21 protein-coding genes are annotated in these 23,917 nt (G+C 74.4%); 11 read left to right on the forward strand and 10 right to left on the reverse strand.

Annotated elements, in window-relative coordinates; all coding sequences use genetic code 11:
* The first annotated feature begins 1 nt into the window (after position 1).
* Together ACFVSN_RS31585 and ACFVSN_RS31590 are read left to right on the forward strand one after the other, a co-directional pair.
* Positions 2–1,051, forward strand: a complete 1,050-nt coding sequence (locus tag ACFVSN_RS31585) for an ABC transporter ATP-binding protein (protein WP_380438274.1) — start codon at positions 2–4, stop codon at positions 1,049–1,051.
* Entirely contained in the window at positions 1,044–2,063 is a 1,020-nt protein-coding gene (locus ACFVSN_RS31590; protein WP_380438153.1) for an ABC transporter ATP-binding protein, read from the forward strand. The genes ACFVSN_RS31585 and ACFVSN_RS31590 overlap by 8 nt, the downstream gene beginning before the upstream one ends.
* Before the next feature lie 85 nt (positions 2,064–2,148).
* Here ACFVSN_RS31590 and ACFVSN_RS31595 read toward each other — a convergent pair whose 3' ends face one another.
* The 5 genes from ACFVSN_RS31595 to ACFVSN_RS31615 all read right to left on the reverse strand — a co-directional run bounded on the left by ACFVSN_RS31595 (position 2,149) and on the right by ACFVSN_RS31615 (position 8,380).
* Complete coding sequence (locus ACFVSN_RS31595) at positions 2,149–3,861, reverse strand: ABC transporter family substrate-binding protein (RefSeq protein ID WP_387957052.1); 1,713 nt, start codon at positions 3,859–3,861, stop codon at positions 2,149–2,151.
* Between the two features lie 173 nt (positions 3,862–4,034).
* Positions 4,035–6,464 (reverse strand): hypothetical protein, encoded by a 2,430-nt coding sequence (locus tag ACFVSN_RS31600; RefSeq protein WP_387957053.1) that lies wholly within the window; start codon positions 6,462–6,464, stop codon positions 4,035–4,037.
* A 239-nt stretch (positions 6,465–6,703) separates the two neighbouring features.
* A complete protein-coding gene (locus tag ACFVSN_RS31605) occupies positions 6,704–7,207 on the reverse strand; it encodes a DUF6113 family protein (protein ID WP_387957054.1) in 504 nt (167 codons plus the stop codon).
* Positions 7,204–8,136 carry an N-acetyl-1-D-myo-inositol-2-amino-2-deoxy-alpha-D-glucopyranoside deacetylase gene (gene mshB / locus ACFVSN_RS31610; RefSeq protein WP_387957055.1) on the reverse strand — a complete coding sequence of 311 codons (933 nt, stop codon included), beginning with the start codon at positions 8,134–8,136 and terminating at the stop codon, positions 7,204–7,206. Before mshB ends, ACFVSN_RS31605 begins: the two co-directional genes overlap by 4 nt.
* Before the next feature lie 49 nt (positions 8,137–8,185).
* The gene (locus tag ACFVSN_RS31615) at positions 8,186–8,380 is read right to left on the reverse strand and encodes a DUF2304 family protein (protein ID WP_380438163.1); all 195 of its coding nucleotides are present in this window, start codon (positions 8,378–8,380) and stop codon (positions 8,186–8,188) included.
* Positions 8,381–8,695: 315 nt separating this feature from the next.
* Between ACFVSN_RS31615 and ACFVSN_RS31620 the strand changes: the two genes are divergently transcribed.
* The 4 genes from ACFVSN_RS31620 (at position 8,696) to ACFVSN_RS31635 (ending at position 14,010) form a co-directional block, all read left to right on the forward strand.
* On the forward strand, positions 8,696–10,849 hold the full coding sequence (locus ACFVSN_RS31620; protein WP_380438165.1) for a prolyl oligopeptidase family serine peptidase: 2,154 nt from the start codon (positions 8,696–8,698) through the stop codon (positions 10,847–10,849).
* A gap of 199 nt (positions 10,850–11,048) precedes the next feature.
* A complete protein-coding gene (locus ACFVSN_RS31625; protein ID WP_387957056.1) occupies positions 11,049–12,023 on the forward strand; it encodes an ABC transporter ATP-binding protein in 975 nt (324 codons plus the stop codon).
* Entirely contained in the window at positions 12,020–12,742 is a 723-nt protein-coding gene (locus tag ACFVSN_RS31630; RefSeq protein WP_387957057.1) for an ABC transporter permease, read from the forward strand. Before ACFVSN_RS31625 ends, ACFVSN_RS31630 begins: the two co-directional genes overlap by 4 nt.
* 8 nt (positions 12,743–12,750) lie before the next feature.
* The gene (locus ACFVSN_RS31635) at positions 12,751–14,010 is read left to right on the forward strand and encodes a sensor histidine kinase (RefSeq protein ID WP_387957058.1); all 1,260 of its coding nucleotides are present in this window, start codon (positions 12,751–12,753) and stop codon (positions 14,008–14,010) included.
* A 104-nt stretch (positions 14,011–14,114) separates the two neighbouring features.
* On the opposite strand, the gene ACFVSN_RS31640 is transcribed toward ACFVSN_RS31635, so the two are convergent.
* Positions 14,115–14,711: a hypothetical protein gene (locus ACFVSN_RS31640; protein ID WP_380438173.1), complete on the reverse strand. Its 597-nt coding sequence runs from the start codon at positions 14,709–14,711 to the stop codon at positions 14,115–14,117.
* Positions 14,712–15,064: 353 nt separating this feature from the next.
* On the opposite strand from ACFVSN_RS31640, the gene ACFVSN_RS31645 reads away from it, so the two are divergent.
* Genes ACFVSN_RS31645 through ACFVSN_RS31655 form a run of 3 tightly spaced genes read left to right on the forward strand, consistent with a single transcriptional unit; the run spans position 15,065 to position 17,971 of the window.
* A complete protein-coding gene (locus ACFVSN_RS31645; RefSeq protein WP_380438175.1) occupies positions 15,065–15,655 on the forward strand; it encodes a TnsA-like heteromeric transposase endonuclease subunit in 591 nt (196 codons plus the stop codon).
* Entirely contained in the window at positions 15,652–17,349 is a 1,698-nt protein-coding gene (locus ACFVSN_RS31650; protein WP_387957059.1) for a Mu transposase C-terminal domain-containing protein, read from the forward strand. The genes ACFVSN_RS31645 and ACFVSN_RS31650 overlap by 4 nt, the downstream gene beginning before the upstream one ends.
* Entirely contained in the window at positions 17,342–17,971 is a 630-nt protein-coding gene (locus tag ACFVSN_RS31655; protein ID WP_359963282.1) for a response regulator transcription factor, read from the forward strand. Before ACFVSN_RS31650 ends, ACFVSN_RS31655 begins: the two co-directional genes overlap by 8 nt.
* Before the next feature lie 40 nt (positions 17,972–18,011).
* On the opposite strand, the gene ACFVSN_RS31660 is transcribed toward ACFVSN_RS31655, so the two are convergent.
* Both ACFVSN_RS31660 and ACFVSN_RS31665 read right to left on the reverse strand, forming a co-directional pair.
* Positions 18,012–18,884, reverse strand: coding sequence for a transglutaminase family protein (locus ACFVSN_RS31660; RefSeq protein WP_380438180.1), 873 nt, complete (start codon positions 18,882–18,884; stop codon positions 18,012–18,014).
* Positions 18,885–18,941: 57 nt separating this feature from the next.
* Positions 18,942–19,958, reverse strand: a complete 1,017-nt coding sequence (locus ACFVSN_RS31665) for a GNAT family N-acetyltransferase (RefSeq protein ID WP_380503120.1) — start codon at positions 19,956–19,958, stop codon at positions 18,942–18,944.
* A 131-nt stretch (positions 19,959–20,089) separates the two neighbouring features.
* On the opposite strand from ACFVSN_RS31665, the gene fdxA reads away from it, so the two are divergent.
* Positions 20,090–20,416 carry a ferredoxin gene (gene fdxA, locus ACFVSN_RS31670; RefSeq protein WP_030061559.1) on the forward strand — a complete coding sequence of 109 codons (327 nt, stop codon included), beginning with the start codon at positions 20,090–20,092 and terminating at the stop codon, positions 20,414–20,416.
* A gap of 20 nt (positions 20,417–20,436) precedes the next feature.
* A complete protein-coding gene (gene dapC / locus ACFVSN_RS31675; RefSeq protein ID WP_387957060.1) occupies positions 20,437–21,588 on the forward strand; it encodes a succinyldiaminopimelate transaminase in 1,152 nt (383 codons plus the stop codon).
* A gap of 101 nt (positions 21,589–21,689) precedes the next feature.
* On the opposite strand, the gene ACFVSN_RS31680 is transcribed toward dapC, so the two are convergent.
* Both ACFVSN_RS31680 and ACFVSN_RS31685 read right to left on the reverse strand, forming a co-directional pair.
* Positions 21,690–22,463 (reverse strand): hypothetical protein, encoded by a 774-nt coding sequence (locus tag ACFVSN_RS31680; protein WP_380438186.1) that lies wholly within the window; start codon positions 22,461–22,463, stop codon positions 21,690–21,692.
* A 292-nt stretch (positions 22,464–22,755) separates the two neighbouring features.
* Positions 22,756–23,820, reverse strand: coding sequence for a hypothetical protein (locus ACFVSN_RS31685; protein ID WP_380503127.1), 1,065 nt, complete (start codon positions 23,818–23,820; stop codon positions 22,756–22,758).
* Positions 23,821–23,917: the final 97 nt, after the last annotated feature.

Genomic DNA, 23,917 nt, shown 5'->3' on the forward strand with positions numbered 1-23,917 from the left:
CCTGAGCGCGATCGAGGTGACCGGCCCGCGCCGGGAGAACCTGGTGCCCGGCACGCCACTGCTCGAAGTCGACGACCTGCACGTCGAGTTCGTCACCCGGGACGGCATCGCCAAGGCCGTCAACGGCGTCAGCTACTCGGTGTCGGCCGGGGAGACGCTGGCGGTGCTCGGCGAGTCCGGTTCGGGCAAGTCGGTGACGGCGCAGGCGATCATGGGCATCCTGGACATGCCGCCGGGGCGGATCACGGCCGGCAAGGTGCTGTTCCGGGGCCAGGACCTGCTGACGATGAGCCCCAAGGCCCGGCGCGCGGTGCGCGGCCGGAAGATCGCGATGATCTTCCAGGACGCGCTGTCCTCGCTCAATCCGGTGCTCAGCGTGGGCTACCAGCTCGGCGAGATGTTCCGGGTGCACCAGGGCGCCTCGCGCAAGGAGGCGAAGGACCGCTCGGTCGAGCTGATGGAGCGGGTGCGCATCCCGGCGGCGGCGCAGCGGGTGGACGACTTCCCGCACCAGTTCTCCGGCGGCATGCGCCAGCGCATCATGATCGCGATGGCGCTCTCGATGGAGCCCGACCTGATCATCGCGGACGAGCCCACCACTGCCCTGGACGTGACCGTCCAGGCCCAGGTGATGGACCTGCTGGCCGAGCTGCAGTCCGAGTTCCACATGGGGCTGATCCTGATCACCCACGACCTCGGCGTGGTGGCCGACGTCGCGGACAAGATCGCGGTGATGTACGCGGGACGGATCGTCGAGACGGCGCCCGTGCACGAGCTGTACGCGCGCCCGGCCCACCCGTACACCCGGGGGCTGCTCAACTCGATTCCCCGGCTGGACCAGAAGGGGCAGAACCTGTACGCCATCCAGGGCCTGCCGCCGAACCTCCTGCACATTCCGGCCGGCTGCGCGTTCAACCCGCGCTGCGACCGGGCGCAGGACCGCTGCCGGTCCGAACTTCCGCCGCTCGTCCCGGTGCTGGACGCGGAGGGCAGGGACCTGCCGGGCCGGCACAGCGCCTGCCACTTCTGGAAGGAGACCCTCCGTGGCTGAGCCGATCCTGGAGGTCCGGGACCTGGTCAAGCACTACCCGCTGACGCAGGGGATCCTCTTCAAGCGGCAGGTTGGCGCGGTGAAGGCCGTGGACGGCATCTCCTTCGACCTGGTCACCGGGGAGACGCTGGGCATCGTGGGCGAGTCGGGCTGCGGGAAGTCCACGCTGGCCAAGGTGCTGATGAGCCTGGAGCGGGCGACCGCGGGCCAGGTGCGCTACAAGGGTCAGGACATCACCCGGTTGTCGGGGTCGGCGCTGAAGGCCGTGCGGCGGAACATCCAGATGGTGTTCCAGGACCCGTACACCTCGCTGAACCCGCGCATGACGGTCGGCGACATCATCGGCGAGCCGTTCGAGATCCACCCCGAGGTGGCCCCGAAGGGCGACCGCCGCAAGGCCGTTCAGGATCTGCTGGACGTCGTCGGGCTCAACCCGGAGTACATCAACCGGTATCCGCACCAGTTCTCCGGCGGCCAGCGTCAACGCATCGGCATCGCCCGGGGGTTGGCACTCAAGCCGGAGATCATCATCTGCGACGAGCCGGTGTCGGCGCTCGACGTGTCCGTCCAGGCGCAGGTGATCAACCTGCTGGAGCAACTGCAGACCGAATTCGGCCTGTCGTACATGTTCATCGCGCACGACCTCTCGATCGTCCGGCACATCTCCGACCGCGTCGGCGTGATGTACCTCGGCAAGATGGTCGAGATCGGCTCGGAGGACGAGATCTACGCCCATCCGACCCACCCGTACACCCAGGCCCTGCTGTCGGCCGTGCCGGTGCCCGACCCGACCGGCCGCGAGCAGCGCGAGCGCATCCTGCTCAGCGGCGACCTGCCGTCGCCGGCGAACCCGCCGTCCGGCTGCCGCTTCCGCACCCGCTGCTGGAAGGCGCAGCAGCGGTGCTCCGAGGAGGTGCCGCTGCTCGCGGTGCCCGCGCTGCTGGAGGGCCCGGCCGCGCACGAGTCGGCCTGCCACTTCGCCGAGGTGCGGGACGTGATCGGGAGCGCCTGAGCCCGTTCCCCGGCCGGGTCGCGGAGTCCGTCGACTCCGCGGCCCGGCCGCGTGGTTCCGGGGGGCCGTCAGCCCCCGGGGGCGGTCACTTCTCGAAGCCGACGTTCTCCCAGACGATGTCGGACAGGCCCTGCGCGCCGATGTTGGCGAGGTTGGCGCGGGCGCCGTACAGCTGCGGCCGCTGGTAGAGCGGGAGCATCCCGGCCACCTTCCACAGCTCGGCGTCGGCCTGGTTGATGGCCTCGGAGGCGGTGGCGGTGTCGGGCGCGGCGGCGGCCCGGTCGAGGGCGGCGTCGACGGCGGCGCTGCCGGTGCCGGCGTGGTTGTTGCCGCTGTTCTGGACGAAGCTGGCGCGGCTGCCGCTGGCGGGGAAGGGCGTGCCGAGCAGCGCGTACACGGCGAGGTCGAAGTCCTGGCGGTTGACGTACTTGTCGAAGAACTCGTTCGGGCCGGCCTGGACGGTGGTGACCTTCACGCCGACGCCCTTGAGCATCCCGGTGAGGCTCGCGGCCTCGCTCTGGGCGGTGGCGACGCCGGCCGGGACGACCAACCGCAGGTTCAGCTCGCGGCCGTCCTTGTGGCGGACGTCGCCGTCGAGCTTCCAGCCGGCCGCGTCGAGCTTGCGGCGGGCCTCGGCGGGGTCGTAGCGGCTGAGGCCGAGCGAGTTGTCGCGGTAGGCGTTCTGGTTGGCGACCAGCAGGTGGTTGTTGAGCGTGGCCGGCGGCCAGTCCAGGCCCTTGAGGTCCTCGCGGGCGATCGCGTCCCGGTCGATCGCCTGGAACACGGCCTGGCGCACGGTCGCGTCGGTGAGCAGCGGGCTGCGGCCGTTGAGGGTGAGCTGGCGGAAGTCCGGCCCGCCGGCCCGCCGGACGACGGCGCCCTTGGTGCGCTTGATGGCCTCGTACCCGGCCACGTCCGGGCCGTTGTTGAAGAGGTCGATGTCGCCGCGGCCGAAGGCGGCGGCCATCGTCGCGGGCGTCATGGCGTGGAAGACGATGCGGTCCAGCAGCGGCTTGTCGCCCCACCAGGCCGGGTCGGCGACCAGGGTGACGGTCTGGGCCGCCGGGTCCAGCTTCTCGACCTTGAACGGGCCCGCGGTGACCGGGATGGCGTCCAGGTAGGCGGTGTTGAACAGGTCGGGGCCGCTCACCCTGCTCGCCGGCAGCAGCGGGGCGTTGGCGGCGCCGTTGAACATCGACTGCCACTCGGAGAAGGGCTGGTCGAAGGTCATCACGGCCTGGAAGTCGTCCTTGCCGGGCACCACCGAGGAGACCAGCTCGAAGCCGGTGCTGCTGGAGGACTTGTACGCCGGGTCCTTGCCGTTCATCGCGCGCCAGTCGGCCTCGATGTCGCGCCAGGTGATCGGGGTGCCGTCGGACCAGTGGGCTTTCGGGTTGAGCGTCCAGACGACCACCTGGTGGCCGTCCCTGAGCTCGGCGTGGGCGTCCTGGAGGTAGGCCGGGTTGGGGGTCTGGGTGCCGGCCGCGTCGGAGCGGAAGAAGGTGGGCAGCAGCGCCTTGGTGACGCTGCCGGTCGAGGACTCGGTGCCGTCGGCGTGGATCGGCGACCACTGGTGGGAGAACTGGGTGATCGCGAGGTTCAGGGTGCCGCCCTGGCGCAGCTGGGCGCGATCGCGCGGATTGATGTCCGTCGCGGTGGACTTGGGCGACTTCGGGACGGACGCCATCGCGTCGCCGGGTGAGCCGTCCGGCTGGGACGCACACGAACAGAGCGTCAGCGAGAGCGTGAGCGCGGTGAGGCCGGCGAGCAGGGCCGTCCGGTGGTGGAGGCGGCCCATTGGCGTGCTCCCGAGGCAGGTGTGGCGGATGGTGTGGCGTCACATCTTGGCGAGCGGGACGGGAGTTGTCGAGGGGGAGGGCCGGGGGCGGCCGAGGGGGCGGGCCGAGGGGCGGGCCCGCTCCTTCACGGGGAAGGCGGCGGACCCGCCCCTCGGCGGTCGGGCGCGGTCGCTCAGGCGACGGTGAACTTGAAGGTGCGGTCCTTGTCGCCGCTCTTGTCGAGCAGCGGGGTGAGCGCGTCGGCGACGTCCTGCGCGGTGATCGCCGCGGACTGGCCGTTCTTCTTGATCTTGACCTTGTCGAAGACGTTGCCGAGCTGGGCGTTGAGCGCGTCCAGGTCCCACTTGGGCGTCAGCTTGCCCGAGGCGTCCGGCACGAGGGTCAGCGCCTTGGCGGCGGTCAGCTTGCCGAAGTTCCACGTCTTGGCGCCGGCCGTGATGTGGATCGGGCCGCTGACCGCGGACTTGCCGAGGCCGTCCGCGGCGGCCTGCAGGGCCTGGGCGGAGACCTTCGGCTGGGCGGCCGTGACGTTCAGCGCGATCGGCTGGTCGGGCTTGCCGGCGGCGCGGTCGCGGTAGGCCTGCTCGACCACGGCGACGGCGCTCGCGGAGTCCAGCGCCTGACCGGCCTTGCCGGGCACGACGACCGGGTCGCCGGTGTCGCCGAACTTGACGTAGCCCTCCTGCAGGCCCTGGCCCGCCCCGGCGGCCAGGCCGTCGAGCGCGGCCTTGAGCTTGGCCCGGTCGACCTTGACCTCCGGCGCGACGTTCTTCGTGCCGCCCTGAAGCGACTTGATGACGTCGACCGGGCTGTAGCTGTGCTGGGTGAGGCCGTCGACGGTGGCCGTGGTGTCGAAGCCGAGTCCGGCGACGGTCGGGTCCAGGTCGACGCTCTGGTCGCCGATCTTCAGCTTGAGCGGCTGCTGGCCGGCCTTGCCCACCGTCTCGTCGAGCTGGTGGATGGCCTGGTCGCGGTTGTTGCCGCCGATGTCGGTGCCGAGCACCACGGTGCCCTTGGGGATGTCCGACTGGTTCAGCATCAGGCCGGTGCCGTACGCGGCGGCGCCGAGGAACAGGACGCCGCCGATGCCGTAGACGCCGAGCTTGACGATCTTCTTGCCGGCGCCGCCCTTCTTCTTGGCCTTGCCCTGCGCCTTGGCGGGCGCGGCCTTGGCGGGCTCCGCGGCGGCGGGGGCCGGGCCGCCGGCCTCCGGGCGGGGGCCGGGCGGGGGGGCCGGCAGCGGGGTGACCGCGGTGGCCTCCGGGTCGCGGCCGGGCTGCCGCGCACCGGCCGGGGCGGCGCCGAACGGATCGGTGCCGAACGGGCCGGTGCCGAACGGGTCGGCGGGGGAGGCCTTGCCGCCCGGTGCGCCCGGCGCGGCGGGGGCGCCGGGGAACAGGCCGCCGGGGGCGGCGAACGCGTCCTGGCCGGCGGGCGCACCGGGGCGCTGCGCGGCGAACGGGTCGGCGCCGGTGGGCGCGGAGGCGAACAGGCCCGGCTGCTGGCGGCCCTCGCCGGCACCCCGGCCGGCGCGCTGGGCGCCGTCCTGGGGCAGGCCGGGTATGGCGGCCGGCGCCGGAACGTCCTCGCGGATCGGCGCGAAGCCGTCGACGGAGGTGTCCTCGGGGTCGGCCGCGCCGCCGGCCGGGAAGGGCCGGGCGCTCTGCGGGCCGCGGTTCTGCGGGCGGCCGTCCGGGGCGCCGGCACCCTGCGGACCGCGCTTCTGCGGACGGCCGTTCTGCGGGCCGCGCGGACCGGCGGGGGTCGCCGCGGCGGGAGGAACGGGGGCGAACGGGTCGGCGGCGAACGGGGCCGCCGCGGCCTCGTACACGCCGGGCTCGTCGGCCCGGCCCTCCGGGCCGCCGAACGGCGCGGGAGCCGGGGCGGGCGCGGCACCGTTGGCCTGCGCCTGGGCGGGGACCGGACGGCCGCCCTGCCGGGCGGCGCCCTGGCCGGAGCGCTGGGCGCCGTTCTGCGGGGCGCCGTCGGGGCGCGCGCCGTTCGGTTGGGGCTTGGGCCGGGCCTGGGCCTTGGCCTGCGGCTGGGCCTGGGGCTCGGCTCCGGCGCCCGGCGCACCGGCCGGGACCGGGGCGGGCGCTGCCTCGCCGGGCGCCGACGCGGCCTTCTTCTGCCGCGGCCGGAACCACGCGCCGGTCGACTCGGACTCGGAGGTCGCCGGCGGGATCGGCGGGATCTGCCACTCCGGCGGCAGGTTCGGCGGCGTCGCCGTGCGGCCGCCGCCCTCCATCACGCCGAGGACGGGGGAGGAGGGCGCGGAGCGGTGGCGCGCGCCGCCCGCCTCGGGGGCGGACGCCGGGGCCTCGTCGCCGGGGCCCTCCTCGTTCTTGACGGCGCTGCGGACGACGACCGGCGGGATCGGGCGCGAGCCGGGGATGTTGATCCGGACCCGGGTGGTCAGGGTGGTCTCGGTCTTCGGGACCTCGTCCTCGCCGCCCGACGCCGCGCCCTGGGCGGCACCGTTGCCGGCCCGGTCGCCGCCGGGCAGGCCCGGTGTGCCGTAGGGCGGGGTGCCCGACGGGTAGGCGTCCGGGCCCGTGCGCCGGGGCGTCGGGTGGGCGTTGTCAGATTCGCGGCTGCTCAATGCTGCTCTGCTCCGGGTTCGCGGGCGGGCCGTGCGGCGCGACCGCGGTTCGTGGTCGCCGGGCCTGGGGCGGGCGGCGGTCGGGTACGGCGTTCTGCGGCACCACCATACTGGGAAGAACTGAGCGGTGAACGGGTTCGGACAGATCCTGATACGTCCGGTTCCTCCGGTATGAGAGTACGGCCGTGTGGTCCTGACTGCGCGTCGTGCGCGGTACCGTACGCGCCGCACTCCCGGGCTCAGCGGGGCGGGTTGGGGACCCCGGGGAACCAGCTCGCGCGGGTGGGCAGGGTGGCGCAGATCACGCCCAGGATCGAGCCGGCGAACATCCAGGCGAGCGAGGTGGCATTGGGCCACAGCACGGTGTCGCCCTCCGGCCGCGGCACGATGACGACGACCAGGGCGATGAACCAGCCGGCCGCGGGCAGGGCGGCGCCCAGCCGGGTGCCGGTGACGCGCAGTCCGCCGTAGAAGGTGGCGGCGGTCGCGCCGAGCGCGAGCAGGACCCCCACGGGCGGCCACAAGGCCTGCACAAAGGATCCGCAGACCGAAACCGCGAAGCCGAGCGCGAAGAACAGGACATACGCCACGAACCGGGCGCCGCGCGGGGGCTGAGCCTCGGCCAGGCGCTCGTCCCGGGTGCCGAGGACGGTGGCGGGGAACGAGCGCTTCGGCGCCTGCGGCGGCTTCTGGTCGGCGGGGCCGGCGGACCCGGCCGGCGTGCGGTCGGCGGACTTGTTCATCGGGCGCCCTCCTCGGCGGTCGCCGCAGTGGTCTCTTCGGCGGTGGTGCGCTCGGCGTCCAGGCCGGCGAACAGGTCGTCCTCGGGCCGTCCGGGCCCCGCCTGCCCGCGCACCAGCTGGTAGTACTCGGTGGCCACCAGCGGCTGGCCGAGGTGGTTGGAGAGCGCGAACGAGGCGCCGTCCACGGTGATCTGGGTGACGTGCGCGGCCATCGCGGCGGCCTTCCGCCCGGCGTACGCGGCGCCGTCCACCGCGGTGGTGACCACCGCGTCGTCCACCACCCCGGGGACGTCCGACGGGGCGGCCGTGCCCGGGAAGGCCGCGCCGGCGGCGGTGGCGGCGAGCCCGGCCTCGATCACCGAGCGGGGCATCCGGTTCCAGTACACCTTGGCGATCCGCCAGGCCGGGCCGAGCCCGGGCCCGTACGCCGGGTCGGCCGCGAGGTCGTACGCGCGCATCGCGACCCGGTGCGCCTGGATGTGGTCCGGGTGCCCGTAGCCGCCGTTCTCGTCGTACGTGACCAGGACCTGCGGCCGCACCTCGCGGATCACGGCGACGAGGTGGCCGGCCGCCTCGTCCACGTCGGCCCGCCAGAAGCAGCCGGGCGCGTCGTTCTCGGGCACGCCCATCATCCCGGAGTCGCGGTAGCGCCCCGGGCCGCCGAGGAAGCGGAAGTCGGTGACGCCGAGGGCGGCCATGGCGTCGGTCAGCTCGCCGATCCGGTGCGCGCCGAGGGTGTCGTCCCGATCGGCCGTCAGGTGCGCCAGCCCGGGCGGGATCACCTCGCCGCCCTCGCCGAGGGTGCAGGTCACCAGGGTGACGCGGGCGCCCTCGGCGGCGTACCGGGCCATGGTGGCGCCGTTGCCGATCGACTCGTCGTCGGGGTGGGCGTGCACCAGCAGCAGGCGGCGTCCGGTAGTCGAGGTCATGGGAGGAAGCCTAACGACCGGCCCGGCGGGCGCGGGAGCGCGCGCGGTTTCAGAGCTTCAGGCCGTTGATCATCCCGGCGAGGTTGCTGGTGACCTGGCTGATCGACGGGGCGATGGAGCTGGACGCCAGGTAGAAGCCGAGCAGCGCGCAGATGATCGCGTGCGAGAGCTTCAGGCCGGAGCGGCGGACCATCACCACCACGATGACCAGCATCAGCATGGCTGCGGAGACGGACAAAGCCATGTCGGCTCACACCCCTTCTCGGGTGCGCCGCCCCCTGGGGAGGTCGGCGGTCGGACCGTGCGGGACTTGCGGTCGGGCGACCGGCGGTCCGGGACGGGGCCGGACGATCACCCGCCTGATCAGTCTTACCCGATGGGTGAGCGGAGCATTACGTTCGGTGAGTCCGCGCGCGCCGGGGTACGGCAGCACTCGTGGGGCGCATGGGCCGGTCGGAGGGGGTGCGGACCACTTTGGGGCGTACTTCCCGACGATGCTCCGAACGAGTGATCAAAACGCTCCCGGCAGCGCGCGCGAGAGGTCGTAGGGTCTGGTGCCATGACCTCCCACACCCCTGCGGACACCTTCCCCCGGCAGTACGCGCGGACCCTGCGCTACACCGTCGGCGCGCCCCGGTCGTTCTCCGTCGCACCAGACGGCTCCCGGGTCGTCTTCCTCCGCTCCCGCTCGGGCAGCGACCGGGCGAACCTGCTCTGGACCCTCGACACCGCCACCGCCGAGGAGCGGATCGCCGCCGACCCGGCCGTCCTGCTCGGCGGCGGCGAGGAGGACCTCTCCCCGGCCGAGAAGGCCCGCCGCGAGCGCAGCCGCGAGGGCTCGGCCGGCATCGTCGGCTACGCCCTCGACGCGGCCGGCCGGCTGGCCGCCTTCGCCCTGTCCGGCCGCCTGTTCACCGCCGACCTCGTGACCGGCGCCACCGCCGAACTCCCCGCCGAGGGCCCGCTGCTGGACCCGCGTCCCTCCCCGGACGGCCGGTACGTCGCGTACGCCAACACCGCCGGCGAGCTGCGGCTCACCCGCACCGACGGCAGCGGCGACCGCGCCCTCGCCGAGCCCGACGGGCCGAACGTCACGTGGGGGCAGGCCGAGTTCATCGCCCAGGAGGAGATGAGCCGAGACCGCGGCCACTGGTGGTCCCCGCAGGGCGACCGGCTGCTGGTCGAGCGCGCCGACGACACCCCGGTGCGCCGCTGGTGGATCGCCGACCCGGCCAACCCGGAGCGCGAGCCCGCCGAGGTCGCCTACCCCGCCGCCGGCACCGCCGACGCCGAGGTCGGGCTCTGGGTGTTCGACCTGGACGGCGGCCGCACCGAGGTCGACTGGGACCGCGCGGCCTTCCCCTACCTCGCCCGGGTGCACTGGTCCGGGGGCGGCGTGCCGCTGCTGCTCGTCCAGGCCCGCGACCAGCGCAGCCAGCGGATCCTCGGCCTCGACGTCGCCACCGGCGCCACCGAGGTGCTGTTCGAGGAGCACGACGACACCTGGCTGGAGCTGTTCCAGGGCGTTCCGGCCTGGACGCCGGACGGCAAGCTCGTGCGGATCTCCGACGAGGGCGGGGGCCGGGCGCTGGTGATCGGCGACCAGGCCGTCACCGGGGACGACCTGCACCTGCGCTCCGTCGTCGCGGTCACCGCCGACGAGGTGTTCTTCACCGCCTCCGGCGGCGCCGCCGAGACCGACCCCGAGCCGGGCTGGGTCGCCGTCGGCCGGATCGGCCACGACGGCAAGCGGCTCGCCTGGGAGGCCGCCAACGGCCGCCCGTTCACCTCCGTCACCACCGCCGTGCACGCGGCCGGCATCACCGTCCGGGCCACCGCCGAGCCCGACCTGCCCGGCAGCCTCGTCCAGGTCTCCCGGGACCTGCCCGAGGGCGTGGTCGTCGACGACGTCGCCACCATCGCCTCGTACGCCGAGACCCCGGTCATCACCGCCCGCCCGGTCTTCCGCTTCGCCGGCGAGCGCCGCATCCCCGCCGCCGTCTTCCTGCCCACCGGCTACGACCGCGAGCGCGACGGCCTGCTGCCCGTCCTCATGGACCCGTACGGCGGCCCGCACGGCCAGCGCGTCGTCCAGGCGCACAACCCGCACCTCACCTCGCAGTGGTTCGCCGACCAGGGCTTCGCGGTGATCGTCGCCGACGGGCGCGGCACCCCCGGGCGCGGTCCGGACTGGGAGAAGTCGATCGCCTTCGACTTCGCCGGGAGCACCCTGGACGACCAGGTGGACGCGCTCCAGGCGCTGGCCGGGGAGTTCCCGCTCGACCTCGGCAAGGTCGCCATCCGCGGCTGGTCCTACGGCGGCTACCTGTCCGCGCTCGCCGTGCTGCGCCGCCCGGACGTCTTCCACGCGGCCGTCGCCGGCGCGCCGGTGGCCGACTGGGAGCTGTACGACACCCACTACACCGAGCGCTACCTGGGCCACCCGGCCGAGCGGCCCGAGGTGTACGCGGCGAACTCGCTCACCGGGTACGCGGCCGGTCTGGAGCGCCCGCTGATGATCATCCACGGGCTCGCGGACGACAACGTGGTGGCCGCCCACACCCTGCGCCTGTCCTCCGCCCTGCTCGCCGCCGGCCGCCCGCACACCGTGCTGCCGCTGTCGGGCGTCACCCACATGACGCCGCAGGAGGAGGTCGCGGAGAACCTGCTGCTGCTCCAGGTCGACTTCGTGAAGCGCTCGCTGGGGATGTGACCCCGGCAGGGGCGCGCCAAAGCCCCTGACCAGCGGTTTCGGCGGCCGGTACCCCTGACGGGGGTACCGGCCGCCGGCATGACATCCGTCATACGGAACGCACGACGGCGGACACTGCCGCCGTACCCGGCCCGCGCGGGACCCTGAGGTGGTGCGAACGGCACCGGACGCGACACCACCAGGGGACAGGAGCAGGGCGATGGGCACGGATGTGGCCGCCTTCCGCGGCGTCGGCAAGAGCTACGGGCGGGTACGGGCCGTCGACGGGCTGGACCTCGTGCTGCGGCCGGGCGAGACCGTCGCCCTGCTCGGGCCCAACGGCGCGGGCAAGTCGACCAGCCTCGACCTGCTGCTCGGCCTGCGGGAGCCCGACCAGGGCACCGTCTCGCTCTTCGGTACCGGCCCGCGCGAGGCGATCGCGGCCGGGCGGGTCGGCGCGATGCTGCAGAGCGGCGGGCTGATGGCCGACGTCAAGGTCCGCGAACTGGTCAAGCTCGCCTGCGACGTCCACCCGCGCGGCCGCGCGGTCGCCCAGGTACTGACCGACGCGGGGGTCACCGAGCTGGCCGAGCGCCGGGTCGACAAGCTGTCCGGCGGCCAGGAGCAGCGGGTCCGCTTCGCCCTCGCGATCGCCGGCGACAGCGACCTGATCGTGCTGGACGAGCCCACCACCGGCATGGACGTCACCGTCCGGCAGGCGTTCTGGGCGAGCATGCGCGCCCAGGCCGACGCCGGGCGGACGGTGCTGTTCGCCACCCACTACCTGGAGGAGGCGGACTCGATCGCCGACCGCGTCCTGGTCCTGCACCGGGGCCGGCTGATCGCCGACGGCACCTCCGCGGAGATCAAGGCGCGTGCGGGCGCCCGCCGGGTGGCCTTCGAGCTCCACGACGCCGACCTCGCTCCGGACGCCGGCCCGTTCGACGGCGGCGTGCTGCGCACCCTGCCGGGCGTGCAGTCCCTGGACGTCACCGCCCGCGTGCCGGGCGTGCGGACGGTCCGGATCCGGACGGCGGACGCGGACGCGAGCGTCGCCGGGCTCTACCGGGCGGGCCTGTACCCGCGCGGACTGGAGGTCACCGGGCTGGGCCTGGAGCAGGCCTTCCTCACCATCACCGGCGAGCAGGACGACCGCGACGACCGGAACGCCGCGCCGAAGGAGACCGTGCGATGACCACCCTGATCCAGCTGGAGATCCTGCGGACCTTCCGCAACCGGCGCTACCTGTTCTTCACCGTCGCCTACCCGGCGCTGATGTACTTCTTCTTCATCCACGCCTACGGCTCCGCCAACCAGGCGGGCGGCCTCCCGGTGAAGACCTACTTCATGGTTTCGATGGCCACCTTCGGCGCGGTCGGCGCGGTGCTCACCGGCAACGCGCAGCGGATCTCGCTGGAGCGCAAGAGCGGCTGGACGCGTCAGCTGCGGCTGACGGCGCTGCCGGGCCGGGCGTACACCGTCGGCAAGATCGCGGCGAGCGCGGTGACCACGCTGCCGGCGATCCTGGTGGTGTTCGCGGTCGGCGCGAGCCAGGGCGTGTCGCTGGGCGCCGCGCAGTGGATCGGCCTCGCGGCCGCGCTGTGGCTGGGCAGCTTCGTGTTCGCCGCGCTCGGCGTGGCGCTCGGGTACGCGGCGGCGCCGGACTCGGTGCAGCCGATCGTGATGATCACCTACATGGCGATGGCGCTGCTCGGCGGCACCTGGTTCCCGGTGAGCGGTTCGCTGGAGAAGTTCGCCCGCTTCAACCCGGTGTTCCTGTACAACAAGCTGGCCGCCTTCACCCAGCCCGGGCACTCGCTGGACACCGTCGCCGTCGCGGGGCTGGCCGCCTTCCTCGCGGTGTTCGTCGTCGCCGCCACCGCCTTGTACCGGCGCGACACCCGACAGGCATGATGATCCACATGGACGACACCCGCCGCACCCACCGCACCGACGAGCAGCCGGAGGTGGGTGTGGCGCGCGCGTCGTTCATGAACGTCCCCGGATCCCCGGTGGAGACCAGGCGGCAGATGCTGGTCAAGGTCGCCTGGATGCTGCTGTGGATGCTCTACCTGGCCTACCCGGCGGGCGAGCTGCTGCGCGGCGGCCACAGCCCGGGCGCCCGGGTCTTCGGCTGGGTGTGCCTGGTCGGCTTCGTGGCCGCCTACGTCCTGCTGGTGATCTTCCGCTCGACGGCGGGCATGAAGCCGCGGGCCTGCCGGGTGATCGTCGCGATGATGGTCGTGCTCGCGGTCGTGGCCACGTTCGTCCTCGGCGGCACCTTCCTGACGCTCTTCATCTACGCCTCGGTCTGCCTCGCGATCATCACGCCGGTGCGGCTCGCGCCGCGCGCGCTCCTCGGCATGGCGGTGCTCACCGGCGCCACCGGCCTGGCCGTCGACGCCGGTTCGGACGCCACCACGACCTTCGCCCTCAGCGCCTTCCTCTCCGGCATCGCGATGACCGGCCTGCAGCGGCTCGTCGCCACCATGAAGGAGCTGCGCGAGGCCCGGGCCGCCGTCGCGCACCTGGCCGCCTCCGAGGAGCGGCTGCGGCTCGCCCGCGACCTGCACGACCTGCTCGGGCACTCGCTGTCGCTGATCACGCTGAAGAGCGAGCTCGCCGGGCGGTTCATGGACGCCGGGAAGGACGAGGCGGCGCGGGCGCAGGTCGCGGACATCGAGCAGGTGGCGCGGCAGTCGCTGATCGACGTCCGGGAGGCGGTGACCGGCTTCCGCCGGCCCACCCTGCCGGTCGAACTCGCCGCCGCCCGCACGGCGCTGGCCGCGGCGCAGGTGCGGCTGGACGCGTCGCCGGAGCTCGTCGACAGCTGGCCGGGCCTCGCCACCGAGGAGGCGGGCGCGCTGGCCTGGGCGCTGCGCGAGGCCGTCACCAACATCGTCCGTCACGGCGAGGGCGCCACCGTCTGCACCGTCACCGCCGACACGGCGTGGGAGGACAGCGGCGAGCGCTTCGCCGTCCTGCAGATCACCGACGACGGGCGCGGCCCGGGCAAGTCCCAGCCGGGCAACGGCCTCTCGGGCCTGGACGAGCGCCTCGCCCTCGTCGGCGGCCGCCTGGAGAGCGGCCCGGGGGAGCGCGGCAAGGGCTTCCGGCTGCGCGCGATGGTGCCGCTGCGCGAGGTGCCGGCGCGGGTGACGCCGACGGCCGAGCGGTCGTAGGGGGAACGCAGAGGGGCCCGTGCGCGGGTGCGCACGGGCTCCTCCTGCTCACGGTGGGCGGACCGAGCCCCACGGGGTGCCGCCGGTCACCCCGGCCGCGGCGGTCAGCCGCAGGAGCTCGCCACCGCGCCGAGGCCGCTGATGTCGCCGAAGGCCGCCAGCAGGGCCTTCATGCGCTGCTCGAAGTTCTTGCCCTTGATGAGCACCTTGGCGAGCTTCACCACACCGCCGAACTTGCGGATCTTCGAGACCGCGAGCGCGTTGCCCGCGATGAAACCGCCGACGGCACCCACGCACTTGGCCAGGTGCCAGGCGTCGCCCCAGCCCCAGAACTGCGGGGTGACGGCGCCCTCCGGCGCGCCGGTTCCGGTCGCGTCGTCCGAGGACGCGTCGTCCGACGCCGCGGTGAGGTAGGCGAGGGCCGACGCCTGGGCGTCCTCGTCGTCCGGGTACATCGCCTGGACGACCTGGTCGAGCGAGGCGTCCTCCGGCAGGTCCGCCAGGCGGTCCTCCAGCCCGTCCTCGACGATCGTCGGGGCGGGCGTGCCCTCGAAGGCCTGGGCGAGGGCGTGCGCCTCGACGGTGGCCTGCGCGAGCCGGACGTTGTGCTGCTCGGTGGCGCTCGCCATGCCCGCACCACTGCCCAGTGCGAGAGCGGTGACGACCGTGACGGCGGCCATGCGGAGCTGGTTCTTGGTCACTTTCGTTTCCCTGTCTGTTGTGCGCACACAGGGGTCCTCGTATCCGTTCGGGAGGAAGTGCACAACCGCGAGCAGGATCCCCCGAATTGCGGCGCCGAAGCCCCCGAGCGCGCCGATCCCCGTCGGTCCGGGACGATCACGGATGATCGCGCCCCCGGCGGTGGTCGAGCCCGCCGGTCCGGACGAGTGGAAAACGTAGCGGAAACCGGTGACCAAGACCCGTAAATGAGGGTGACCGGACCAACGTGATAGTGCAATTGTCAGCGGGGGACTGCTACTTGATAGTGGTCCGGACTGCACGGGTCCGAGAATCGGGGGAAGCGGCTGTGCCTGCGCACGGGGGAGACGCGACGTTGACGGCGGGGCCGGCCCGGGAGTCCGGGCCGGACGCCTACTGGTCCGCCACGACGGGTGACCTGGTCGAGTACCGGACCGGACTGGAGCGCGCCTGGCTGACGCTCCTCGACTTCGACCCGGGGATCACCGCCTTCGCCACCCGGCCGCTGCGGTTCGGGGCGGTCGACGACGACGGCCCGTGGCGGCACGCCCCGTTCGTCCTGGCGCGCCGCGCCGACGGCCGGAGCCTGGTCCTGGAGACCGACGAGCCGGCGCCCGGGCACCGGGCCGAGCGGGTCCGGCGCGCCTGCGCCGAACTGGGCTGGGACCACCGCCGGGTGGGCGAGCCGGACCGCCAGCGCTGGGCGAACGTCGAGTTCCTCTCCGGCGCGAGACGCCCGGTCCACCTCGGTGCCGAACTCGCCCCCCGGCTGCTGCGACTGGCCCGCGGCGGCACCACGATCGGCGGCCTGCTGGCCCGCATGCCGTACCCCGACCTGGCCCGCGGCGTGCTGTTCCACCTGATGTGGCACCACCGCGTGGTCGCCGACCTCGACGTACCCCTGCGGGAGGCGACCCTCGTCACGACCGCCGGGGAGCCGGCGTGACCCCGGCCACCCGCGGACCGTTCCGGCTGCACTGCGGCGCCCGGCTCTGGCTCGACGGCCGGCCGCACACCGTCACCGGCATCACCGACGACACGGTCCGGCTCCGTGCGGACACCGGAGCGCTCACCCTGATCGGCGCCGGCGCCCTGCTCGCCGAGCCCACCTTCCGGCCGTACGGCCAGGCGCCGGACGGCACGGTCCCAGAGGAGGGACGCCCGGACGCCGGCGCCCTGCTGGACCGGCTGAGTCCCCAGCAGTGGCGCGAACTCTTACGGGCCCAGGAGCACCTCCTGGAACTCACCACCGGCTACCGTTCCGGCTGCCCGGACGACTCCAGGCCGGACGAGCCCCGGGCCCAGTACGCGCCGGGGCTCTCCCTGACCCGCCGGGTGGAGAGCAAGGCCGCCGAACTCGGCTACGCGCCCGTGCAGATGTGGCGGCGCCTGAAGCGCTGGCGGGAGGAGGGCCTGTGGGGGCTGGTGGACCGCCGCTCGCTGCGCCGCTCCGGCCCCGCCGGCCCGGCGGGCGCACCCGCGAAGCCCGACCGGGCCGAGCCGCCGGAGATCCCCGGCCTGCCCCTGGTGGCGGACCGCCCCGGCGCGGTGGTGCTGGTCGACACCGTCCCGCTGGACGTGAGCGCCGTCGACCCGGCCACCGGCGCCGTGACCCCGGTCGGCCTGACCGCCGCCGTCGACCTCTGCACCCGCAGCCTGCTGGGCTGGCGCCTGCTGCCGGGCGGTGCGGGGCTGGTGGACGCCGGGCTCGTGATCGCCGACGCCCTCGTGCCCGAGCCGATGCGGCCGGGCTGGCCGGACGATCTGCGGCACCGGACGCTGCGGCTGCCCTGCGAACCGCTGCTGGCGGCGGACGAGCGGTTCGCGGCCGCCGCGGCCCGTCCGGTGGTCTTCCCCGAGCGGATCGTCGTCGACCGCGGCGCGGCGGTCGTCCCGGAGACGGTCAAGGACGTCTGCCGCCGCTACGGCATCGTCGTCCAGGGCGGCCGGGCGTACCCGCCGGCCGGCAAACCCCAGGCCGTCGCCGCCCTCGCGCAGGTCCGGGCGCAGTTCGCCGCCCACCTCGCCGGCCGCGGCGAGGAGCCGGACCGCCCCCGGACGACCGGCGAACTGGAGGAGCTCTTCGCCGAGTACGCCGTCGCCGGCTACCAGCGCCGCCGCCAGCCCGGACTGGCCCTGCCCGGCCTGCCCGGCCCCGACCTCAGCCCGAACGAGGCCTACCGGCTCGCGGTCCACCGCTGCGGCTACATCGCCGCTCCGCGCGATCCGGCGCTGTTCCTCGAACTCCTCCCGATCCACTGGGCCGTGATCCGCCCCGACGGGGTGCACAAGGACGGCCTGCGCTACGACGGCCGCGCGCTGCGGCGCCACGTGGGCCGGCCGTCGCCGTACCCCGGGGGCCGGTGGCCGATCCGCTACGACCCCCGCGACCCCGGCCGGGTCCACTTCCACGACCCGGGCACCGGGACGTGGTCGGCGCTGGCCAGGACCTCCGGCCCGGGCGGGGTCGAGCCGTTCGCGGACCTGACGCCGGCTCTGCGGGAGGTCCTCGCCCACCGCGGCGCCCGCACCGGCGCCGTCCCCGCGCAGCGCGGCCCGCTGACCCGGGAGCGGGCCGCCGAACCGGCCGGCGGACTCCCGGGGGAGCAGGCCGCCGTGCCAAGATCAGCCAATGAGTGACGATCAGAACGGCCCCTCGATCCGCGTGCTGCTGGCCGAGGACCAGGGGATGGTCCGGGAGGCGCTGGCGGCGCTGCTCGGACTGGAGGGGGACATCGACGTCGTGGCGCAGGTGGGCCGCGGCGACGAGGTGGTGGCGGCGGTGCTGGCGAACGACGTCCAGGTCGCCGTACTGGACATCGAGATGCCCGGCATGACGGGCATCGAGGCGGCGGCGAAGCTGCACCGGGAGGCGCCGGGGACGAAGGTCGTGATCGCGACGACCTTCGGGCGGCCCGGCTACCTGCGGCGGGCGATGGAGTCCGGCGCGGACGCGTTCCTGGTGAAGGACGCGCCCGCCTCCGAACTCGCCGAGGCGATCCGCCGGGTGCTGCGCGGGGAGCGGGTGATCGACCCGGCGCTGGCCGCCGCCGCGCTGGCCGAGGGCGCCAACCCGCTGACCGCCCGCGAGCGGGACGTCCTCGGGGCGGCGGCGGACGGCGCGGTGAACGCGGACATCGCCAAGCGCCTGCACCTGTCCGAGGGCACGGTCCGCAACTACCTCTCGATGGCGATCCAGAAGACCGAGGCCCGCAACCGCACCGAGGCGGTCCGCATCGCCCGCGAGAAGGGCTGGCTGTAGTCCGTCGGTCGAGTCCGTCGAGTCGGTCGAGCTGGTCGAGTCAGTTGAGCCGGTGCCGGGCCGCCCTGGCCTCCTGGCGGACCTTGGCCGCCGCGTCCGGGTCGAAGGCGTCGAGGATCTCGGCGTAGGCGTCCATCTCCGCCGAGCCGCCGAGGAAGTCCCCGGTCCGGACGAGGAGTTCGGCGCGTTCGAGGCGCAGCTGGGCGGGGTGGCGGGGGAGCAGCAGGGCGAGTTCGGTGGCCCAGAGCTGGGTGCGGGCGTGTTCGGGCCGTTCGGAGGCCCAGGCCCGGATGTTGCCGAGGACGCGGTGGACGATGTCGAGCGGCTGGGCGGGGGTGAGCAGCGCGGGCGCGAAGGGGTGCCCGGTGGCCTCGACGAGGCGCTCGGCGTCGCCGGGGTCGAGCAGCCGTCCGCCGTGGAAGGGGTCGGCCAGGACGTACTCCTCGCCGCCGGCCGGGCCGCCGACGGCGACGATGAAGTGGCCGGGCAGCGCGATGCCGTGGACGGTGAGCCCGGCCCGCCGGCCGACCGCCATCCACACCAGGGACAGCGTGATGGGCAGCCCGCGCCGCCGCCGCAGGACCTCCGGCAGCAGCGAGGACTCCAGCCGCCGGTAGTCGGACTGCCGCCCGTGGAACCGCTCCCGCCCGCCGAGGACGGCGGCGAGCAGGGCGGCGGTCTCCTCGGGCCCGGCGGGGGCGCGTTCGGCGACCGCGAGGCGGACGGCGGCGGCGTGCCGGTCGAGGGCGGCCCCGCACGCGGCGAGCAGGGCGTCGAGGCCCGGCGGCTCGCCGGGGTCGTCCGGGTCGGTGAGGGGGCCGTGTTCGGCGGCGGCGAGCAGGCAGAGCAGCACGGGGTCGGGCTGTTCGGCGCGGGCGGCGGTCCGGAAGCGGTCTCTGCTCTGCTCGGTCACGGTGACGGCGACGGCTTTCCTACGGCGGGCGGGCGATCGGGCAAGCGGTGGCCTGGGCTACCCCTGGGGCGGCCGGGCGTAGTGGTAAGTGTGACTGGTCGTGAAGCCGAGTCCGTCATAGAGCGCGACCGCACCGTCGTTGTCCGCCTCGACCTGCAGGTAGGCCCCGGTGGCGCCCTCCTCGGCGGCGCGGGCGGCGAGCACCGCCATGACGGCCGTGGCCAGCCCGGCCCGCCGGGCGTGCGGCTGGACCTCGATGGCGCCGAAGCAGGCCCACGCGCCGTCGACGACGCAGCGTCCGATGGCCAGCGGCGGCTGTCCCGCGGCGCCGGGCACGGTGGCGAACCAGACCGAGGGCCCGCCGTGCAGGACCCGCCGGGCGGCCTCGCGCACCGCCGGGTCCGCGCTCAGCTTCCCGTACAGGGACATCCAGTCGGGCCCGGCCGTGCGGGAGAGCCGCACCCGGTCGTGCCCGGAGCCGATCCTGGCGAGTGCGGCCAGCGGGGCGGTGCGCACCAGCGTCGGCGACTGCGCGGGGCCGAGCAGTTCGCGCAGTCCGTCCGCGGTGCCGGGCGTGACGACCTCGACGAGGGTGGGCAGTTCGCGCTCGGCGTACCAGTCGCGGACGGCGGCCAGTGCCGCCGGCAGCGGCAGCCCGGGGTCGCCGAGCGCCTGGACGGAGTTGGCCCGCTGGGTGAACCCGGCCGAGGCGCGCAGGGTCCACTCGCCGAGCGCCTCCTGCTCGACGCCGGGCCAGCCGCGCGCCGCGATCCGCTGGAGCTCGACCGGCGTCGCGGCCGGCAGCGGGGCCCGTCGGGCCGGGAAGAGCGGGACCACCTTGCCCGCGACCAGCAGTTTCTCGGGGAAGGAGACCGGCTCGCCCGCGCGGGGCACGACCGTCAACCCGTGATCGTCCCACGATGTGAGCACGCCGATCACATCACGGAAGACCGGCCGGTCGTCCACGAACCCGGACAGCCGCCGGGCGGACACGCGTCGTCCCACGTCGGAGCGATCTATCCGGACCTCCGGACGGTCCTGCGGACGGCTGCTTTCCGGGCCGCCTGCCGTCATCTGGGCACCTCCTGTGCATTTGCGGTCTCCGACCCGCGATACTAGGGGCGGGCATCGACGACGCCGCGCTCACCGCGCACGCGAGCAGAACAGAACGGGCCGCCAGGGCCCTTCCGAGGAGGAACGACAGCGTGACTTACGTCATCGCGCAGCCTTGTGTCGACGTGAAGGACAAGGCGTGCATCGAAGAGTGCCCGGTTGACTGCATCTACGAGGGCGAGCGATCGCTCTACATCCACCCGGATGAGTGTGTCGACTGTGGCGCTTGCGAGCCGGTCTGCCCGGTCGAGGCGATCTTCTACGAGGACGACACTCCGGAGGAGTGGAAGGACTACTACAAGGCGAACGTCGAGTTCTTCGACGACCTCGGTTCGCCCGGTGGCGCCTCGAAGCTCGGCCTGATCGAGCGTGACCACCCGTTCATCGCCGCTCTGCCGCCGCAGAACGCCGACCACTGACGATCGGTGGCATCTGAGCTGTGAGCACCGACAACAGCACGCGCGCGCCGTTCCCGGGCCACCCGGGGGCGGCGCGCCGCGTTTCGGACCGCCTGCCCGTCTTCCCGTGGGACAAGCTGGAGCCGTACAAGCGGACGGCCCTCGCCCACCCGGGCGGCCTGTGCGACTTCTCCGTCGGCACCCCCGTCGACCCGGTCCCCGAGGTGATCCAGAAGGCGCTGGCCGCCCACTCGGACACCCCCGGTTACCCGACCGTCTGGGGCCCGCTGGAGCTGCGCGAGGCGATCGCCGGCTGGCTGCGCCGCCGCTGCGGCGCCGAGATCGGCCCGCAGGCCGTGCTGCCGACCATCGGCTCCAAGGAGCTGGTGGCCTGGCTGCCGACCCAGCTCGGCCTCGGCCCGGGCGACCAGGTCGCCTACCCGCGCCTCGCCTACCCCACCTACGAGGTGGGCACGCGGCTGTGCGGCGCGGAGCCCGTCGAGTACGACTCGGTGGACGAGCTGGACGGCTCGCGCGTGCGCCTGCTCTGGGTGAACACGCCGTCCAACCCGACCGGCCGGGTGCTCGGCGCGGACGAGCTGCGCCGCACCGTCGCGTGGGCCAGGGAGCACCGGGTGCTGCTGGTCAGCGACGAGTGCTACCTGGAGCTCGGCTGGGAGGCCGAGCCGGTGTCCGTCCTGCGCCCGGACGTGTGCGGGGGCGACCACGAGGGCCTGCTGGCCGTCCACTCGCTCTCCAAGCGCTCCAACCTGGCCGGCTACCGCTCCTCCTTCCTGGCGGGCGACCCGGTCGTGGTCAAGGAGCTGCTGGGGCTGCGCAAGCACGGCGGCATGATGGTCGCCGCGCCCGTGCAGGCCGCGACGATCGCCGCGCTGGACGACGACGCCCACGTGGCCGAGCAGCGGGAGCGCTACGCGGCCCGGCGCTCGGCGCTGCGGGCGGCCCTGGAGGCGTACGGCTTCCGGATCGAGCACTCGGAGGCGAGCCTCTACCTGTGGGCCACCCAGGACCGCCCGTGCTGGGAGACGGTGGCCGAACTGGCCGCCCTCGGCATCCTGGTGGCGCCCGGGGAGTTCTACGGCCCGGCCGGCGGGCAGTTCGTCCGGGTCGCCTTCACAGCGACGGACGAGCGGGTCGCCGCGGCCGTCGAGCGGCTGAACGCGGCGCGCTAGCGGGACCGCACGAAGGGCCGGTGTCCGCCTCGGACACCGGCCCTTCGCCGTCTTCGTCGTACGTCGTCGAGGCCCCGTCAGCGGGCCCGTCCGGGGGTGGCCTAGAGGCCGACGCCGCCGCCGTTCACGGCGCCCAGGAGGCCGCCGATCGGGCCGAGCGCACCGGTGACGCCGGACAGCGGGTTGTTCGGGCCGAGGTCGGCGCCGCCGAGGCGGTTGGCCGAGCCGTGCTCGGCGAGGCCGAGGACGTCGGCGCCGGGCAGGGCGCCCGCCAGGCCGCCGGCCGGCAGCGAGCGCTCGACGGAGCCCAGCGGCAGCGCGTCGGTGACGGCGCTGGTGCTGGGCACGCCGTTGGTGAGGCTGCCGAGGCTGGGCACCTGCTTGGCGACCGAGCCGGTCTGGGCGAGCCCGCCGACCGGGCTGGCGGCGCTGCGGGTGCCCATGGCCTTGCCGGTGACGGCCTCGCCGAGCTTGCCGGCCAGCGCGGAGGCGACCTTCGGGGTGACGGCGGAGAGCTGCCCGGTGGTGGCGGCGGTCTGGTCGACCGGGGCGGTCAGCGAGCTGGCCTTCTCGTTCGCCTCGGGCAGCTGGTGGGCGACGATGTTGCCGGCGGCGTCGGCGGAGGCCGGTACGCCCGCGGCGACGGTGGCGGCGCCGGTGGTCCCGGCGGCCTCGCCGAGCTGGTGGGTGGTGTGCTGGAGGCTGGAACCCGCGTCGGTGTTGGTCAGCTGGCCCAGCGGAGCGGCGAGGTCGCTCTTGGGCAGCAGGGCGTCGCCGCCCAGGGCGGACGCGGAGCCGGCCGCGACCAGCGGGGTCGCTCCGGCCGCCACGACGAGCGCGGCCTGGGCGATCCGGCGCGTGAGGGGGTGAGACATGGGGCTCCTCGAAGGGTCTGGGTCCGTCCCGTCCGCCGGGTGGACGACCGGGCGGACGACGTTGTTACCGCTTGAGAAGCCAGAAGGTTTCGGCCGGTGCAAGGAAAGTGTCCGACCGACCATCGGATCGTATGACCGCGCGGGGGTGCCCTGGCGGAGCCCGTCGGAGCCCGTGGATCCTGCACCGGGCAAGGGGAGTGACGGTTCTCCGGCGGGGGTCGCCGGAACGGGCGGCCGGTCCACAAAGGTTGACCGGAATCACCCGTCCGGCGGCAACCCGTACGTCAGTGCGTCAGCTCTTGTCGGACGGCGCCAGGGTGACCTGGACGAGCTTGGTCGTCGTCCCCGTCGGCTGCGACTGCCAGCCGTCCTCCGACGAGGTCTTGCGCCAGATCTTCCCGTCGTAGGCCACCGTCGCGATGCCCAGCTGCTGCGCCTGGGCGACCGCCCAGTGCGCGACCTCCCAGCCGCTCGCCCGCTCGGCGGCCGCGGCGGCGTCGGCCCCGGCGTCCGCCGAGGTGGTCAGCGCGGCGGCGGACGGGTCCGGGGTCAGCGCGACGGCGTTCTCGGCCCCCTTGATCGACGACGTGTAGCCGGGGGCCGCGGCGACCGTGCGGCCGAACTCGCGGCGCACCCGGTCGGAGAGCACCTGGGTGCGGTCCGGCGCCGCCGCCGGGGTCGCGGAGGCGGACGCGGTCGGCGAGGCGGAGTCGGCGGAGTCGTCCGTTCCCGGCTTGGCGTAGTCGTGCACGACGCAGCTGAACGAGGCGGGCTCGCGGCCGGCCAGCGCCGAGGTGAGCAGCGTCGCCTTGGTCTCGTGCTTGGCGTACGCCTGCGGGTAGCCGCTCTTCTGCACCGCCTGGGCGGCGTCGGTCAGCGGCAGCCGGGTGTAGCCGGGCACCTTGACCAGGCCGTCCAGGAACTTGTTGGTCGCGTAGACCGGGTCCTGGATCTGCGCCGCGGTGCCCCAGCCCATCGAGGGGCGCTGCTGGAACAGGCCGAGCGAGTCCCGGTCGCCGCCGGCGAGGTTGCGCAGCTTGGACTCCTGCATGGCCGTGGCCAGCGAGATCGCCGTCGCCCGGTCCGGCAGCCCGCGCGAGCGGGCCACCGCGGCGATCGTCGCGGCGTTGGCGGCCTGCGACACCTCCAGGGTGCCCTCGCCGGTCGCGGTCTTCACGGTGCAGCCCTCGGGCTCGGTGCCCTTGAAACCGAACCACCAGATGCCGACCACGGCCGCCCCGCCGACCAGCGCGAGACCGAGCAGCCCGACGATCACGAGCAGCAGGGCACGCAGCGGCCCGCGGCGGGGGGGCTCCAATTCGTCGCCCTGGTCCTCGCTGCTCTTCTTCCTGGCCACCCTCGCCCCTCTCGCGCCTGCTTCTTGATCCGACACCGTACCCACTCGGACGGGTGTGCGGCGCCCCCCGGTTGCCGTTACGCTTCGCCGACCCTGT

Source organism: Kitasatospora sp. NPDC057904 (genome assembly GCF_042887925.1).
Taxonomy (GTDB): Bacteria; Actinomycetota; Actinomycetes; order Streptomycetales; family Streptomycetaceae; genus Kitasatospora.